10 protein-coding genes and 1 pseudogene are annotated in these 17,161 nt (G+C 71.9%); all 11 read left to right on the forward strand.

What is annotated here, in order from left to right; all coding sequences use genetic code 11:
- Window positions 1-4,160: pseudogene (locus M8C13_RS18950) on the forward strand (hypothetical protein); the annotation flags it as partial.
- Window positions 4,161-4,228: 68 nt separating this feature from the next.
- Window positions 4,229-4,774, forward strand: coding sequence for a hypothetical protein (locus M8C13_RS18955; RefSeq protein WP_252481961.1), 546 nt, complete (start codon window positions 4,229-4,231; stop codon window positions 4,772-4,774).
- Entirely contained in the window at window positions 4,771-5,409 is a 639-nt protein-coding gene (locus M8C13_RS18960) for a hypothetical protein (protein WP_252481962.1), read from the forward strand. Before M8C13_RS18955 ends, M8C13_RS18960 begins: the two co-directional genes overlap by 4 nt.
- 13 nt (window positions 5,410-5,422) lie before the next feature.
- The gene (locus M8C13_RS18965) at window positions 5,423-5,767 is read left to right on the forward strand and encodes a LysM domain-containing protein (RefSeq protein WP_252481963.1); all 345 of its coding nucleotides are present in this window, start codon (window positions 5,423-5,425) and stop codon (window positions 5,765-5,767) included.
- Between the two features lie 2 nt (window positions 5,768-5,769).
- Entirely contained in the window at window positions 5,770-6,903 is a 1,134-nt protein-coding gene (locus M8C13_RS18970; protein WP_252481964.1) for a hypothetical protein, read from the forward strand.
- A gap of 19 nt (window positions 6,904-6,922) precedes the next feature.
- Window positions 6,923-7,441, forward strand: a complete 519-nt coding sequence (locus tag M8C13_RS18975) for a phage baseplate assembly protein V (protein WP_252481965.1) — start codon at window positions 6,923-6,925, stop codon at window positions 7,439-7,441.
- 13 nt (window positions 7,442-7,454) lie between these two features.
- Window positions 7,455-7,787: a hypothetical protein gene (locus M8C13_RS18980; protein WP_252481966.1), complete on the forward strand. Its 333-nt coding sequence runs from the start codon at window positions 7,455-7,457 to the stop codon at window positions 7,785-7,787.
- A gap of 1 nt (window position 7,788) precedes the next feature.
- Window positions 7,789-8,214, forward strand: a complete 426-nt coding sequence (locus M8C13_RS18985) for a GPW/gp25 family protein (protein ID WP_252481967.1) — start codon at window positions 7,789-7,791, stop codon at window positions 8,212-8,214.
- Window positions 8,211-11,339, forward strand: coding sequence for a putative baseplate assembly protein (locus M8C13_RS18990; RefSeq protein WP_252481968.1), 3,129 nt, complete (start codon window positions 8,211-8,213; stop codon window positions 11,337-11,339). The genes M8C13_RS18985 and M8C13_RS18990 overlap by 4 nt, the downstream gene beginning before the upstream one ends.
- A 32-nt stretch (window positions 11,340-11,371) precedes the next feature.
- The gene (locus M8C13_RS45455) at window positions 11,372-15,025 is read left to right on the forward strand and encodes a putative baseplate assembly protein (RefSeq protein ID WP_252481969.1); all 3,654 of its coding nucleotides are present in this window, start codon (window positions 11,372-11,374) and stop codon (window positions 15,023-15,025) included.
- On the forward strand, window positions 15,025-17,154 hold the full coding sequence (locus M8C13_RS19000) for a hypothetical protein (protein ID WP_252481970.1): 2,130 nt from the start codon (window positions 15,025-15,027) through the stop codon (window positions 17,152-17,154). The genes M8C13_RS45455 and M8C13_RS19000 overlap by 1 nt, the downstream gene beginning before the upstream one ends.
- Window positions 17,155-17,161 lie beyond the last annotated feature (7 nt).

Below are 17,161 nucleotides of genomic sequence, written 5' to 3' on the forward strand. Positions count from 1 at the left end.
GTCCGGGCCCCGCCCCCGGCCTCACGCCCACCACCCCGACCACCACGCCCGGCCCCGCCGACCCATCCCCGGGCGGCCCTGCTCCCGTCGCCCCCACCCCCGAAGCCTCCCTCGAACCCGGTGGCGGAGCCTGCGCCGGAGCCCCCGAGGCCACCACCACAGCCGCCGCCCCCGAATCCGCTCCCACCGGCGGGGGCGGCGGCCCGGCACCAGCCCCAGCCGAACCGGAACCCGCCGCCCCCGACGTCTCCGCCCAGCCCCCGGAAGCCGCGCTCGCCTCGGTCGGCGCCCTGCCGATCGACCGGATGCGACCCGCACTGTCCCAAGTGGACTCCTCGGTCACTCGCAGCGTTGGCGAGCAGCAGTCCGCGCTCCAGGCCGCGCCGCCCAGCATGGAGCGGCCGGCAGGGGCGCCGCGGACGCTCAGCGGGCCACCGCAGGTCGCGCCGCCCGCGGAGGCGGAGCGGGCGGAGCTGGAGCGGGTGCGGGCGGCGGAGGCGGATCGGCAGCAGCAGGCCAGGGCGGAGCAGGTGCGCAGCGAGCAGCAGCCGGTGCCGCGGCCGCACCTGGCCGGGGACACTCAGGGCAAGGTGACGCCGGGGGACGTGCAGAACGTGCAGCAGGCGGTGCGCAACGTGCCGACCACCGATCCGGCGATGAACACCACGGTCGCGCCGCCGCCGAAGGTCGAGCTGACCGGGCAGGCCGATCCGGCGCGCACCGACCAGCAGAAGGCCCAGCTGGCCGAGCAGTCCCAGCAGCTGCACAGCACCGGGCGCGCGGAGTCGGCCAAACCCCTTGGCGAGGACCAGGTCTTCCCGGACGTGCCCGGCGAGACGCTGGCCGCCGAGGTGCCCGGACCTTCGGGCGGCCCGGCTCCCGGTCCCGGCGGGGCTCCGGTGGACAAGGGCGTCGCCGTGGTGGCGCAACAGGAACGCGGGCCGCAGGTGCAGGCCGCGGTGTCGCAGGGACAGGGTCAGCTGGGCGCCGAGCGGCAGAACCACGAGCAGTCGGCGGCGCGGGAGAACGCCAGGCACGAGTCCGAGGTGACCCGCACGGTCGCGGAGAACTCCGAGGCGCAGGCCGCCGAGCGCGGCAAGGTCGCCACCGACGCCGCGGCCAAACGACAGGAGTGGCGGGCCGAGCAGGACCAGAAGATCGAGGAGAACAACGAGCAGGCGAGCAAGGAGCACACCAAGGCCAACGGCGAGGTGGTCAAGAAGAAGACCGAGACTGACGAGGCCAACGCGCGCAAGGAAACCGAGGAGAACCAGCGGATCCAGCGCGAGCGGCAGGAGGCCGAGCGCAAGGCCGAGGAGGAGAAGCGGCGCAAGGAGAAGGAGGCCGAGGGCGGCGGTTTCTTCAGCTGGCTCGCCTCGAAGGTCACCTCCTTCTTCAACGACCTGCTCGACGCGGTCACCGGCTTCTTCAACGCCGCGATCCAGGCGATCAACGGCATCGTGCGCACCTTCACCGACCTGGTGATGAAGGCGATCGACGTCGTCAGGGACGTGATCGTCAGCGTGATCAACGTGCTGGCCGACGTGCTGATCGCGCTGTGCGACGCGCTCGCGGTGTTCTTCCCCGAGCTGGCCGCGCGCATCCGCAAGGGCATCGAGGACCTCCGCGACGCCGCCATCGCCGCCGTCAACGCCCTCGCCGAAACCCTGAAAGCAGGCGTCAAAGCCCTGCTGGACCTGCTCGCCAAGGCCCTGACCGGCCTGCTCCGCCTGCTGGAAGCCGGACTGAAGGCCGCGGTCGAGGCGGTCCGCAGCGCGGTCAACGCCGCCATCGAGTTCGCCAAGGCCGCCATCCAAATGCTCGGCGAGTTCGCCGCGATCATCGCCGACATCGCCGCCGATGGCGTCGGCACCTGGCTCGGCAAACTCGGCGGCAGCGCCAAGGACGGCGTGCAGAACCACCTGTGGGGCGCGATCCAGACCGGCGTCAGGGAATGGTTCAACGGCAAGGTCGAAGAAGTCCTCGGCCTGGGCAAAGCCGTCATGGACATCCTCATCCGCGGCTGCCTGTCCATGGGCAAGATCGCCAAAATGGCCTGGGACGGCATCATCGCCGCCCTGCCCGTGATCATCATCCAGGTCGTCGTCGAACGCCTGGTCTCCCTGATCATCCCCGCCGCCGGCGCGGTGCTCGCCGTCGTCCAGGGCTTGATGGCCGCCTGGGGCACCATCAGCAAGATCCTGGCCGCCATCGGCGCCTTTGTCGCCTTCCTCAAGGCGGTCCGCGCGGGCCCGGCCGCCGCGCTGTTCGCCAAGGCGGTGGCCGCCGGCGTGGTCGCGCTGCTGGAGTTCATCACCAACTTCCTGATGACCAAGCTCAAGGGCGCGGCGCAGGGGGTCGGCAACACGCTCAAGGGGATCGCGGCCCGGATCGGCAAGGGGCTGGGGCGCGCGGCCCGCGGCACTCGCCGGGCCGCGGGCAACGCGGTGAACTCGGCCCGGCGCGGCCTCCGGTCCGCGAGCCAGGCGCTGCGGCCACCTCGACGGCCAGCGGCTCCGGTCCGGCGGCGGCCTGGGGCGGTGGCTGGTACCAGGGGCCGGCCTGGTGCGGAGCGGCGTCCTGCGGCCCGGCGGCCAGCCGCGCCCACCCGGCGACCGTCCATGATGGACAGAGCGAAGGGGGCGGTCCGCACCGGACTGACCCGGGTGCGCAACGCGGCCAAGGCGCTGGGCACGCGACTGCGCAACAGCAAGCTCGGCAAGGCGCTGGCCAACAGCGCCCGCCGGATCCGTGACCGCTTCAACCGGCTGCGGAACCGGTGGCGGGAACGGCAGCGCCTGCGGCAGGAGCGGCGCCGGCAGCGCGAGGAACAGCGGAACTCGCCCCAGTCGAAGCAGCGCAGGCTGGCGCAGATCATCGCCCGCATCCGGCCCCGCATCCACCGGCTGCTGGTCAAGGGCGTGCCACGGCGAGTGCTGCTGCCGGTCCTGGCCGGGATGCGCCTGTGGTACCGGCTGCGGAAGCTGACCCTCGGCCAAGGGAAACGGGCGCAGATCTCCGCGGGGCTGAGCCCGGAGCAACCGGTCGACATCGGCCTGCTACACGAGAAGACGGAGCTGTACCAGAAGATCGTTGAAGCGGCGCGGAAGAACCAGAAGAACGCCGAGCAGGCCGCGGGCGGGCCAGCCGACCCCAAGGCGACGGAACAGGCGATAGCCGAGCGCGACCTGAAACTGAAGGAAGCGCCGCTGGTGGCGCAGTCTGGTCAGTACGGTCAGCTGGTCAAGGGCCTGCAGAAGCAGGACGAGGGGATCGCGAAGAGCGATCGGCGACCTGCTCAGGTGCGGTTCGGCGACTCGGGTCTCAGCGCGGGCATCGGCTCGGGGTCCGACCCCGGCGGCGAGGTGCACCACCCAGAAGGGCCAGGCAAGGGGCGCTATCTGGACGAGGCCTTCCGCCTCGCGGAGGACGACAACGTCCGCGACGTCTTCCAGCACGCGGACCGGTTCGCTTCCGGGGCTTTCGATGCCGCGGCCAAGGGCGACCCGGTCATGAAGCGCGCGATGTTCATGGCGATGCTGCGCGACATGGTGGAGGCCCAGCGGGAAGAGGCCATGCACCTGTTCGGTCCGCTGGAGCGCAAGCACATCCTCGCCGCGCCTACCAAGAGCAAGGCCAAGGACCGAGCCGTGGAAGTCGTGACGAAGGGGCTCATGGTTCCGCCGCAAACAAAGGACGCCAGGGCAGCCATGCTGGAACTGGTGAACAGCGGTCGCCTCCGAAACATGCGGCAGACCGGAAGCGGCCTCTACGTCCCCGCGGGCGACGAGGACTACGCGTTGACGGAGCCGCGCAAGGAAACGAAGCGGCAAGGCAAGAAGACCACCGTCGAGACCTGGGTGCCACCACGGTTCAACCAGCAGGCCAGGATCGGGTTGCAGAAGGAGAAGGGCTCCGCCAAGGCGCGCGGTCTGCCGGTTCCGGAGCGGGACAAGTTCTATGAGACGGTCGAGTTCCCCCGCAGATATCTCGACCGGGTGGTCTATTGGGCGCACACCTTCCAGAACCTCTGGGGCGATGTGCTCACCACCCCTGAGGGAGGCCAGGAGTACGTGGACGAGTTGGTGCGCAGAGCGCAGGCGATCGTCGCGGCCGACCCGGAACTCAGGAACAGAGTCAAGGGGATCTGGATGCCATGACGGACACGACGACGGGACAGGCGCTGGTGAACGTGCGGGAAAGCACTCGGATGATCCTCCCGGACACGGTGCGGGAGGACGCGGTGGCCTCCTTTGCCGAATCCACCGGATTCACCAAGGTGCGTGACACCCCGGCAGGAGAAGGTCCTGGGGCCATGCGGGAAATCGTCTGGGAGATCTCGCCGGAGCTGTACTTCTGCTACGGCCTCGACGAAGACACCCGGACCGCCTTCCTCATGACCAGAGGGGTGTCCGCCGACGCCGTCACCGAGATGGCCGAGCTGGTCGGTCAGTACTTCGACGCGCTCAGCTGCCAAGACCTGCTGGACGAGCTCGACCGGGCGCGGGAGAGCGCGGATCGCGCCAGAGCCCTTGAACGACTCGGGCTGGGCGCGTCGCTGGAATACCGGGAACAGGTGGTTCGCGCGATTTCCGCCACGCTGACCGCCGAACCGGAGATTCAGCGCGCCGCCATCCGGGGTGCGCTGCTGGCGTTGTGGCGCGATTTCCTTCCGCCTCTGGACCGCGTCAGCCAGCAGGCCGACGCCGAGGACGTGCGACAGCGTGCCCAGTGGGTCGCCGGATACATCAGGGAGAACTCGGTGGAGTCATGACCCGGTATCTCGACATCCCCAAACCCATCCGCTCCGGCATCGTCATCGTCGACTCGGAACGCGGCACCCCGCAACGCGTCATCGTCCTGCAGTTCAACCCCGACACCCTCGAACGCACCCTCGCCCCCCAAGCCTTCGGCGCCGAACAAGGCGACCGCACCGAGGCCCTGCGCCTCAAAGGACCCGCGATCGAGACCTGGAAGTTCACCGCGGAGATCGACGCCACCGACCAGCTCGACGTGCCCGCGCCATTTGGCATCCACCCGCAGCTGGCGGTGCTGGAAATGCTCGTGCACCCCACCAGCGCCCAGCTCCGCGCCAACCAGCGACTGGCGGCCGCGGGCACGTTGGAGATCACGCCCATGGAAACCCCGCTGACGTTGTTCGTGTGGGGCACAAAGCGGGTGATGCCGGTGCGGATCACCGAGCTCGCGGTCACCGAGGAGGCCTTTGACCCTGAGCTGAACCCGATCAGGGCGGCGGTGAGCCTGGGGTTGCGGGTGTTGTCGGTCAACGATCTGCCCGCGGGGCATCGGGGGGCGGAGCTTTACCTGGCGCACCTGGCGCAGAAGGAGCGGTTGGTGGCCGGCAGTGGGGTTGGGCGGTTGGCGCAGCTGGGGTTACCCAGCATCTAGGGAGGGGACGAGGATGGCTGATCCGCTGGAGTTTCTGCCTGATCCGACGGCTTATCCGCGGACCAGTCGGTACCACGGGATCCCGGCCGCGGAGCTGGTGACCGGGGATGGGCGGCGGGTTCCTTTCCTGACCCGGCGGTTGTTGCCGGATCCAGCCACGTTCGCCGATCTCGGTGAGCACGTGGTGCGGGAGGGGGAGCGGGTGGACCTGATCGCGGACCGGCAGTTCGGGGACGCCGGGCAGTGGTGGCGGATCGCCGATGCCAACCCGGTGCTGGACCCCCGGGAGCTGGACGTGCCGGGGCGGCGGTTGCGGATCACCTTGCCCGCCGGGGTTCCCGGGCCGGTGCTGGACTAGCCATGGCCGCTGACCGCACGCCGATCCACCTGACCCTGTTGCTGGGCAGGCGGATTCCGGTGCCCGCGCCACGCGAGGTGACCGAGGCCCTGTTGTCCGCGCAGGTCACCGTGACCGCGGGGCAGCGCAGCGGGTTCCAGCTCTCCTTCGACCTGTCCAAGAAGGGGCTCATCCACAACGAGCTGCTGCCTGCCGGGTTCTTCGACCCGCAGGTGCGGGTGGTGCTGATGGCCACCGTGCGCGGCACGCCCTCGGTGCTGATGGACGGGGTGTGCATCCGGCAGGAGGTCGGCATCAGCAACCAGCCGGGGCAGTCCACGCTGACCGTCACCGGTGAGGACCTGACCGTGCTGATGGACCTGGAGGAACGCGCGGGCGTGCCGTTCCCGGCGATGCCGCCAGCAGCCAGGGTCGCGGCGATCATCGCGCAGTACGCCGGTTACGGCATCGTGCCGGTGGTCATCCCCGAGCTGTTCCCGCAGGCCGCGATGCCCACCCAGCGGATCGACTTCCAGAAGGGCACCGACCTCGGCTACCTCAACGAGCTGGCCAAGGCCAACGGGTACGTCTTCTACCTCGACCCCGGACCGGCGCCGGGGGTCAGCAAGGGCTACTGGGGGCCGGAGGTGCGGCTCGGGGTGCCGCAGCACGCGCTCACCGTCAACTCCGACGGATCGTCCACAGTGGACCAGCTCACGTTCAGCTTCGACGGGTCGGCGCGGGAACAGCCCGTCGCCATGGTGCAGATCCCGTTCACCAGGGTGTCCGCGCCGGTGCCGGTGCCCGAGGTCAGCGTGCTGCGCCCGCCGCTGGCGCTGCGGCCCGCGCCCGCGCTGAAGAAGAAGGTCATCGCCGACACCGCCAAGAAGGACACCCCGATGGCGCTGGCCGAGACCCTGGCCAAGGCGGCCGAGTCCGCGGACGCGGTCACCGGCTCCGGGCAGCTGGACGTGGTGCGCTACGGCCATGTGCTGCGGCCGCGCGAGCTGGTCGGCGTGCGCGGCGCCGGTATCACCTACGACGGCCTCTACTACGTCAAGAGCGTCACGCACAACCTCCAGCGCGGCAGCTACACCCAGAACTTCACCCTCGCCCGCGAAGGCCTGATCGCCCTGCAGCCCAGGGTGATCCCGTGAACCCGCCAGGAGAGCGCCGATGAGTCCTGAGCCGAACCGGTACCTCGGCAAGTTCCGGGGCACGGTGGTGGTCAACGTGGATCCGCTGCGCCAGGGCCGGATCCAGGTCCAGGTGCCGGACGTGCTCGGCAGCGTCCCGTCCTCGTGGGCGATGCCCTGCCTGCCGGTGGCCGGGCCGCAGATGGGGCAGTACGTGGTGCCGCCGGTCGGCGCGGGCGTGTGGGTGGAGTTCGAGCAGGGCGATCCGAGCTTCCCGATCTGGACCGGCTGCTGGTACGGCTCCCAGGCCGAGGTGCCCGCGGTGGCGCTGCTCGGGCCGCCGGTCGCGCCCAACATGGTGCTGCAAACCGTTGCCGGGCACCACATCCTGCTCTCCGACCAGCCCGGCAACGCGGGCATCACCCTGCGCACTGCCACCGGCGCCACCCTGTCGGTCACCGACCGGGGAATCGTGCTCGACAACGGGCAGGGCGCGGTCATCTCGATGGTCGGCGCGACCGTCACCGTCAACCGGGGAGCGCTCACCGTCAGCACCTGAATGGGGGCAAGGCATGTCGATGAACCTGTTGCACGTCAACGCGACCGTCACCTGTCCGCACGGCGGCCAGGCCACCGTGCGCCCGGGGCAGAGCCGGGTGGCGGTGAGCAGCCAGCCGGTCGCGGTGCAGACCGACGTCTACACGATCGCGGGCTGCGGCTTCACCGTCAGCGGGTCCCCGCACCCGTGCGTGACCATCCGCTGGACCCAGCCCTCGACCGCGATCCGGGTCAACGGGGTGCCCGCGCTGCTGGAGAACTCGGTCGGCCTCTGCCTGGCCGCGGACCAGGCGCCGCAGGGACCGCCGAGGGTGGTCACCGTGCAGCGCCGGGCAGGGGGACGCTGACATGGGCGCCAGAGCCGAGAAGCGAGTGGTGGAGCTGCCCGCGGCACGCACCCGGCCGGGCAGGCTGGACTGGGCGTTCCCGTTCCGGATCGACAGCCGCGGCCGCACCGCCGACCGCGGCTACGACGAGCACGTGCGGGACATGATCGAGGAGCTGCTGTTCACCAGCCCAGGGGAACGGGTGATGCGCCCGGACTTCGGCTGCGGCCTGCTGGACCTGGTGTTCGCGCCGAACAGCCCCGAGTTCGCCTCCGCGCTCCAGCTCTCCGTGCAGGCCGGGTTGCAACGCTGGCTCGGCGACGTGATCGACATCTACTCGCTGGAGGTCATCAGCGAGGAGAACCTGCTGCGCGTGCACCTGGTCTACCTGGTCCGGCCGACCGGAACCCAGCGCACCGACGTGTTCGAGCGGAGGGGGACGGCGTGACGGCACAACAGGACTGCCGCACCGACGGCAGACGCCGCAAGCTCCGCGCCGCGCGGTGGAACGGGATCGACGGCGTGGAGGTGGCCGAGGACGGCCGCACGCTTACCGTCACCTTCCTCGGCAAAGCGCCGAAAGACCTGGCCCGCAACAACTTCCGCGTTGACGGTGGCCGCCGGGTAACCGGGCTTCGGGTGGTCGAAGTCCACCTGGAGACCCAGCCGGACCCCGAGCTGGACGACCGGGTGCGCCTCACCTTGGACCGCGCCGGCGACTCCTCCAGCTACACCCTGCACCTGGTCCGCCCCAACGCCTACGGCCGCCCCGGCACCGAGCCGCTGCCCGGCTTCGACCCGCGCTACTCCAGCGCCACCTTCGACTTCCGCCGCGACTGTCAGTCCGATGTGGACTGTCTAGCGGCCCCCTGCCCGCCGGGTGACGACGGCCCGGCACCGGAGATCAACTACCTGGCCAGGGACTACGACACCCTGCGCCGCCTGCTGCTGGACCGGATGACCCTCACCGTCCCGGCCTGGCTGGAACGGCACGTGCCCGACCTCGGCGTCACCCTGGTCGAACTGCTCGCGCACGCCGGCGACCAGCTCAGCTACCGCCAGGATGCGGTAGCCACCGAGGCCTACCTGGACACCGCCCGCCGCCGCACCTCCGTCCGCCGGCACGCCCGGCTGGTCGACTACGCCATGCACGACGGCTGCAACGCCCGCGCCTGGGTGGCCCTGGAGACCGCGCACCCGCACACCATGGACGCCGGGGACTACCGGTTCGTCAGCGTCGACCTCAGCCACCTGCCGCCCGGCGAACGGCCAGAGCTGGGCACCGTGCTCTCCGACGAGCAGCTGGAAACCCTGCCGCCCGGCGCGGTGGTCGAGGTCTTCGAGCCGGTGCGGGACTGCCCGCTCACCGTCCGCCCCGAGCACAACGCGATCCGCTTCTGGACCTGGGGCGATGAGGAATGCTGCCTGCCCAAGGGCGCCACCGCGGCCACCCTGCGCGATGACAAAGACCGGCCGCTGTGCCTCAAACCGGGCGATGTGGTGATCATCGAGGAGGTCCGCGGCCCGGTCACCGGCGCGCCGGCCGACGCCGATCCCGCGCACCGCCAGGCGGTCCGGCTCACCTCGGTCACTCGCGGCTGCGACGACCTCTACGACCAGCCGGTGCTGGAGGTCACCTGGTCAGCCGAGGACGCGCTCACCTTCAGCGTGTGCCTGTCCGCGGTCGGCGGCCCGGACTGCTGCCTGCTCACCGACCTGAGCGTGCTGCGCGGCAACGTGGTCCTGGTCGACCACGGCCGCTCGCTCACCTTCTGCGGCGCGGGACCGGAGGAGGTCCTGGTGCCGCCGGGACCGGTGGCCCCGCCCAGCTGCGCGCCGCCGGAGTTCGGCTGCCCGGACCGCGCCGCCGCCGATCCCGCCGTCGGTCAGCTCCAGTCGCTGATCAGCCAGACCGGCGCGCACCAGCCCCTGGAACCCGGCGACGTCCGCGGCCTCACCGAGGTCTTCGGCGCGGCCGCGGTCGCCCGTGCCGGGCTCGGCATCTCGCTGTCCAGGGACAGCACCGAGCACGAGGTGGTGCGGCCGGAGGTCATCGCCGACCAGCACACCGCGCTGCGCACCCTGCTCGCCCAGGTCAGCTACCCGCCGCTGCCGCGCCCGTTCCGGCCGGTGCTGCGCAACGCCCCGGTCACCCAGCGAGTCGCGTTCCCGTTGCCGCGCACCGTGGCCGCGAGCCAGGCCGAGCTGCTGCGGGCCATTCCCGGCCGGGTGCACGCCTGGCTCACCGACCGGTGGCGGGCGGCCCGCGACGGCACCCCGCCCGGACGCCGCGAGCTGGCCGCGCTGGCCGTGCTGTTCACCGAGGAACTGCTCACCCGGCTGCGGATCACCGAACGCCCCGAGCCCGCGCTGCGCGAACTCCTGGCCCGCCAGCAGGAACTGCTCAAACCCAAGCTCGACCGGCTGCACGTGCTCGCCGGACGGGCCGCCGCCGGGGTGGTGCTCGGCGAGGGGATCGCCTGGGAGATCAGGCAGAGCTGGGGCCGCGAGCACGCCGAGGGCCTGCACCCCGGCTCACCAGCACTTGCCGGATCCGCCCGCTCCGCGCTGCGCACCGACCCCAGGGCCGCGCTGCCCGCGGTGCTGGTCACCGAGCAGTCCGAGGACAGTCCACAGTGGACACCTCGGCGGGACCTGCTGGCCAGCGGAGCCCGCGACCGGCACTTCGTCGGCGAGCTGACCGAGGAGAACCCGGCCCGGATGCAGCTCCGCTTCGGCGACGGGAAACGCGGTCTCGCGCCCGGGCCGGGCAGCACCATCGAGATCGCCTACCGGGTCGGCACCGGTGTTGCGGGCAACGTCGGCGCGGAGGCGATCACCCACCTCGCGCTGTGCTGCGGGGCGATGCACGACGGCGTCACCCGGGTGCGCAACCCGCTCGCCGCGGTCGGCGGCGTGGAACCCGAACCGATCGAGCAGGTTCGCCAGCTAGCCCCGCTCGCGCCCCGGCGCGGCCTGGTGCGCGCGGTCACCGCCGCCGACTACGCCCGCCTGGCCGGTGAAGTCCCTGGCGTGCAACGGGCCGCCGCCCAACTGCGCTGGAACGGCAGCGGCCGCGAGGCCCACGTGGCCATCGACCCGCTCGGCGAAGCCAGTCCAAGCTCAGCACTGCTGGCCGCCGTCTACGCAGCCCTGGAACCCGCGCGCCGCATCGGACACCGGCTCTTCGTCGGCCCGGCGGCCCTGGTGCCACTGGACATCGAGCTGTTCGTCTGCGTCGACCACGGCTACCAGCGCGGGCACGTGCTGGCCGCGTTGCGCGCGGTGTTCGGCACCCGGCGGCTGCCCGGCGGCGCGCTCGGCTTCTTCCACCCCGACGCGCTCAGCTTCGGCGAGCCGGTCCGGGTCTCCCGGCTGATCGCCCGCGCCGCCGCCGTTCCCGGCGTGGTCACCGCCCAGGTCCGCCGCCTGCGCCGCCGCTTCGGCCAGGACAACGGCGAGCTCGCCGCCGGTCTGCTGGCACTGGGACCGCTGGAGATCGCCCAGCTCGACAACGACCCCGACCGGCCGGAGAACGGCCGCCTGAGCTTCGTGCTCGGAGGTGCCCGATGACCGAATGTGACTGCTGCGCCGGGATAGCGGTCGTGACTCCCGTCGAGGTGACCAATCCGCCGTCCCGCACCGAGATCACGCACCGGGCCGGCACGCACGCCGAGTTCCTGGCCACCATGCGCGCCAGGCTGTCCAGCCCCGCCTACCCGGCGCTGGCCGCGCTCACCGTGCGCGGCACCGAGGACCCGGCGATCGGCCTGCTGGACGCGGGCGCGGTGCTCGGCGACCTGCTCACCTTCTACACCGAGCGGATCGCCAACGAGGGCTACCTGCGCACCGCCACCGAGGAACGCTCCCTCACCCTGCTCGGCCGCCTGGTCGGGCACACCCCTCGCCCGGGAGTGGCCGCCGGCGCGTTCCTGGCCTACACCCTGGACGCCGATCCCAGGCAGGGCAGGGACTTCCAGGTGCGCATCCCGCGCGGCGCGCGCACCCAGAGCGTGCCAGGGCCGGGCGAGGAGCCGCAGTCCTTCGAGACCGTGGAGGACCTGCTCGCCCGCTGGTCCTGGAACGACCTCAAGGTCCGGCAGACCCGGCCCTACCAGTTCGGCATGGCGGACCTGGCCAAACGCACCGCGGTGCACGTGGCCGGGGTGGCCGCCAACCTCAAGCCCGGCGACCAGCTGCTGTTCGTCTTCGGCGCGGAACCCGGCCGCCAGCAGCTCACCGTGGTGCCGGGGATCACCCTGGACCGCGAGCGCGATGTCACCACCATCGGCCTGCCCCAGCCCGCGCTGCCCACCCTGACCGAGCTGAACACCAGGCTCAGGAAACTGCTCAAACCCCTGGCCAACCCGGAGACCGGCGACCCGGACCCGACGCCGGAAGTCGTGCAGCGCAGCGCGATCCTGCGCCGGTTCGTCGAAGGCCCGGTGACCGAGCTGTGGAAAGACCTGGCCAAGCTGACCACGCCCACCCGGTTCGCCGACGCGGTGGCCGGGCTGCGCGGGCACACCGCGGAGACCATCGCGCTGGCCGAGCACTACCGGCACATCGCGGGCTGGCTGGAAACCTTCGACGGCCGGCTCCGCGAACTTGAGGAGACCGCCCGCAAACTGGAACCCGCCCAGGAATGGGAGCCCGACACCGAACGCCTCTACCACGCGCTCGCATTGGACGCAGAGGTCCCGGGCCGCAGCGAAGCGGTGCTCGGCCTGGGCGCCCTGCTCGGCGCGCTGCGCACCAGCACCGTCCGCCCACCGGCCGGATCGCGTTACCTGGCCCGGGAGCTCAGCCGGATCTACGCGCCCGGCTCCGACCTCGGCGCGCAGTTGCTGTCCACAGTGGACGAGCGTCTGCGGGACACCCTCTACCCGGCCTGGCGGCAGGCCGACCTGAGCGACCCGCAGGCGTTGCAGGAACTGCACGCGATGCGCGTGGTGGCCACGCCCTTCGGCGCCACCGCGCCGGCCGAGGACTCGCTGCGCACGCTGCAAACCCTGCGGGTGCAGGTCGACTACGACGAGCAGGTCACACCCGGCCGGACCCTGCTCAGCTTCGCCTCGGCCAAGGACACCTGGGAGCACAACCTCACCGACCTCACCGGGGAGGTCACCATCGACCTCGGCCCCGGCCGGTTCACCTTCAACCCCAGCGGCACCCGGCTGTCCTTCACCTTCACCAGGCAGCTGCCCGAGCGGAAGCTGGAGGTGCACCAGGAGAACGCGGAGAAGAAGATCAAGGTCCGGCTGGAGGGCCTGACCGGCTCCGGCCTGGACCCGGTCGAGCACAGCCTGGCCGTGGGCGACGCGCCACCGGGACAGGTGCACGGCAAGGGTTTTGTGGCCTGGTTCCGGCGCACCGCGGCCGATGAGAAGGACCCGCAGCGGGTCGTGTTCACCATCCAGACCTACGCGCTCAACCCGCCCACCATCCTCGCGCTGGACGGCGTGTACGAGGGGATCGGGCCGGGCAGCTGGGTGGTGGTCACCAGGCCGCGCAAGGGCCAGGAGATCGGCGGCGACGAGAAGCTGTCCACCGTCACGGCCAGGGTCACCACCGCGCGCACCGTGGCCAAGCAGGCCTTCGGCATCAGTGGCAAGGTCACCGAGCTGACCCTGGACCGGCCCTGGCTGGACGAGTACGACACGCTGCTCTCCCACCTGCGCGACGCCACCGTCTACGCCAGGGGGGACCGGCTGGAGCTGGCCGAGGAGCCGGTGCCGGAACCGGTGGCGGGCAACGTGATCGAGCTGGCCGAGCTCTACGACGGCCTCACCCCCGGCCGCTGGGTGATCGTCACCGGCGAGCGCGCCGACCTGCCGGGCGGCACCACCGGGGTGCGCGGCACCGAGCTGGCCATGATCGCCGGCGTGACCCAGACGGTCCAGCCGAAGCGGCCGGGGGAGAAGGTGCACACCACGATCACCCTGGCCGCGGCGCTCGCCTACCGCTATGTGCGCAGCACCGTGCGCGTGCACGGCAACGTGGTCCGCGCCACCCACGGAGCCAGCCGGAACGAGCCGATCGGCAGCGGTGACGCGAGCAAACCGAACCAGTCCTTCCTGCTCCGCCAGGGGCCGCTGACCTGGCTGGCCGCGGACAACCCGCTCGGCGCGGAGAGCACCCTGGAGATCAGGGTGGACGGGGTGCGCTGGCGGGAGGTGGACAGCCTGGCCGGGCACGGACCCACCGACCGGGTCTACGTGACCTCGTTGGCGGACAACGGATTCCTCAAGATCGCCTTTGGCGACGGCAGGCAGGGGGCGCGACTGCCCACCGGTGTGGAGAACGTGCGCGCCAGCTACCGGGTCGGCCTCGGCAAGGCGGGCAACCTCACCGCGGGCCAGCTCACCCAGCTCACCACCCGACCGCTGGGCGTCTCCGCGGTCACCAACCCGCTGCCCGCCGACGGTGGCGCCAACCGGGACGACGCCGGACAGCTGCGCCGCAACATCCCGTTGCGGGTCACCGCCTTCGACCGGCTGGTCTCGGTGCCCGACTACGCCGACTTCGCCCGCGCCCGCGCCGGGATCGGCCGGGCCGAGGCGCGCCGGCTGTACAACGGCACCCGGCAGGTCGTGCACGTCACGGTCGCGGGCGTGGACGACATCCCGCTGCACCCGGACTCCGACCTCGTGACCACGCTGCGGGCCGCCTTCGCCGCGCACGGCGACGCCGGGCTGCCCGCCGAGGTCGCGGTCCGGGAACCGGTGCTGCTGGTGATCGCGGCCAACATCCGGGTGCACCCCGAGCACAGCTGGGACCTGGTCGAACCCGCCGTGCGGGCCGCGCTGCTGGCCCGCCTCGGTTTCGCCGGCCGCGAGCTCGGCCAGCCCGCCTACCTCTCCGAGGTGCTGGCCACCGCGCAGGCCGTGCCCGGCGTGGACCACGTGGACGTGGACTCCTTCGCCGGGGTGCCCGGCAGCATCACACCCGTTGGCCTGCAACAGCTGGCCACCGACCTGGCCCGCGCCAACGCCTCGGTGCCCGCCCGGCTTGCCCAGTACACAGTGGACAGATACCGGGTCGAACCCGCCTCAGGCGAGACCGAGACCCTCACCGCGGTCTGCGCCAAGCACGGCATCTCACTGGCCGAGCTGCTGCGGCTCAACCCCGACCTCACCGACGCCTCGCCACTCAAGCGCGGCCGGGTGGTCGTGGTCTTCCGCGGTGTGCGACCGGCCCAGCTGGTGCTGCTGTCGCCGACCCTGCCGGACACGCTGATCCTGAAGGAGGTGCGGTGATGACCGCGCCCGGACCCGACCGCCTGTTCGACCGGCTGCCGCAGTTCCACCGGCTGCGCGACGCCGAGACCGGCGGCCAGCTGCGCGCGCTGCTGGCCGTGCTGGCCGAACAGGTCGAGCTGGTCGACGCCGATGTGCAGGCCCTGTACGAGGACTGGTTCATCGAGACCTGCGCCGACTGGGCGGTGCCCTACCTCGGCGACCTGGTCGGCTACCGCATGCTCCGCGGCTACGAGGAAGCGGTCAGTCGCGGCGACCAAGCGGCCCAACGACTCGCCGCCCGTCTGGCCCCACGCGCCGACGTCGCCGACACGGTGGCCAACCGGCGTCGCAAAGGAACCTTGCCGCTACTGGAAGAACTCGCCCGCACGGTCGCCGACTGGCCGGCCCGCGCGGTGGAGGTGCTGCCACTGCTCGCCTCTCACCAGCCGATCCGGCTCTACCCCAACCGCCCTGCCGCCGCCGACGCCCGCGCGGCCTTCGGCGGCGGCTACCTCGACCTCCGCCGCGGCGCCGACCTGGACCTGCTCGGCTCGCCCTTCGACACCAGCGCGCGCGGCCCGTCCGGGAACCAGGGACCGCCCGAGGTCAGCGTGTTCCTGTGGCGGCTCAAGGCCTACTCGGTCACCCGCGCCCCCGCCTACTGCATCGACCGCGCCCGCAACCTGTTCACCTTCTCCATCCTCGGCAACAACCTGCCCCTGGTGGCCAACCCCGAACCGGAACCCGGACCCGCGCACCTGGCCGGCGCGGCGAACGTGCCCGGGTTCATCCGCCGCCGCGCCCTGGCCGACGCCCTGCCCGACTACTACGGACCGGGCAAGAGCTTCCAGCTCTGGCGCGACCGCGAGGACGAGCCGGTGCCCCTGCCGGACCTGGTGGTGGCCGACCTGACCGGCTGGGCCTACCGCCCGCGCGGCAGGCAGGTCGCGGTGGACCCGGTGCTCGGCCGGATCGCGTTCAGCCCGCGCACCGCGCCCCGCACCGGCGTCTGGGTCACCTACCACCACGCCTTCAGCGACGACCTCGGCGGCGGCGAGTACCCGCGCCCAGCCCAACATCCGTCCACAGTGGACAAATATCTGGTCGGGCCTGGCGAGCACGGCGGGATCATGGCCGCCTTCCAGCAGTGGCGCGCCGACCAGCAGAGCGGCCAGGCCGGTCCCGAGGCGGTCATCGAGATCACGCACAGCGGCGCCTACCAGGAACAGATCGAGCTCGCCCTGACCCACGGCGAACGCCTGGAGGTCCGCGCCGCCGAGGGCGCCCGCCCGGTGATCCGGCTGCTCGACTGGTACAGCAACCGCCCGGACGCGCTGCTGGTCCGTGCTCCCGGCGCGGACGCCGAGGAGAGCTGCTGCCCGGACAAACCCCGGCTGGTGCTTGACGGCCTGATCGTGGCCGGGCGCGGCGTGCACGTGACCGGACCGCTCGGCGCGGTGGTGCTGCGGCACTGCACCCTGGTGCCCGGCTGGTCGCTGGAACCGGAGTGCCGCCCCTCACACCCGGAGGAACCCAGCCTGGTGCTGGAGGACACCACCGCCTGCGTGCAGATCGAGCGCAGCATCCTGGGCACCATCCTGGTCATCGCCAACGAGGTGGACACCGACCCACTGCCGATCTACCTCACCGACAGCATCCTGGACGCCACCGCGCCCGACCGCGAGGCGCTCTCCGCGCCGGACTGCCGCCACGCGCACGCGATCTTGGCCGTGCGGCGCAGCACCATCATCGGCGAGGTGCACACCCACGCCATCCGGCTCGGCGAGAACAGCATCTTCCACGGCCGCGCGCACGTGGCCAGACGGGGCATCGGCTGCCTGCGGTTCTGTTACAGCACACCGGGTTCGCGCACCCCGCGCCGCTACCGCTGCCAGCCCGACGGCGTGCACGGCGAGATCGAGCAGCTGCGCGTGCGGCCCCGGTTCACCAGCACCCGGTACGGCACACCGGGTTACGCCCAGCTCGCCGCCGACTGCGCCCCGGAGATCAGCCGCGGCGCCGAGGACGGCAGCGAGCTGGGCGCCTTCCACGACCTGTTCCAGCCGCAGCGCCTGGACAACCTGCGCGCCCGGCTCACCGAGTTCCTGCCGGCCGGTATGACCGCCGCGACCGTCTTCGTCTCGTAAAGGGGGA

It is taken from the genome of Crossiella sp. SN42 (assembly GCF_023897065.1).
GTDB lineage: Bacteria > Actinomycetota > Actinomycetes > Mycobacteriales > Pseudonocardiaceae > Crossiella.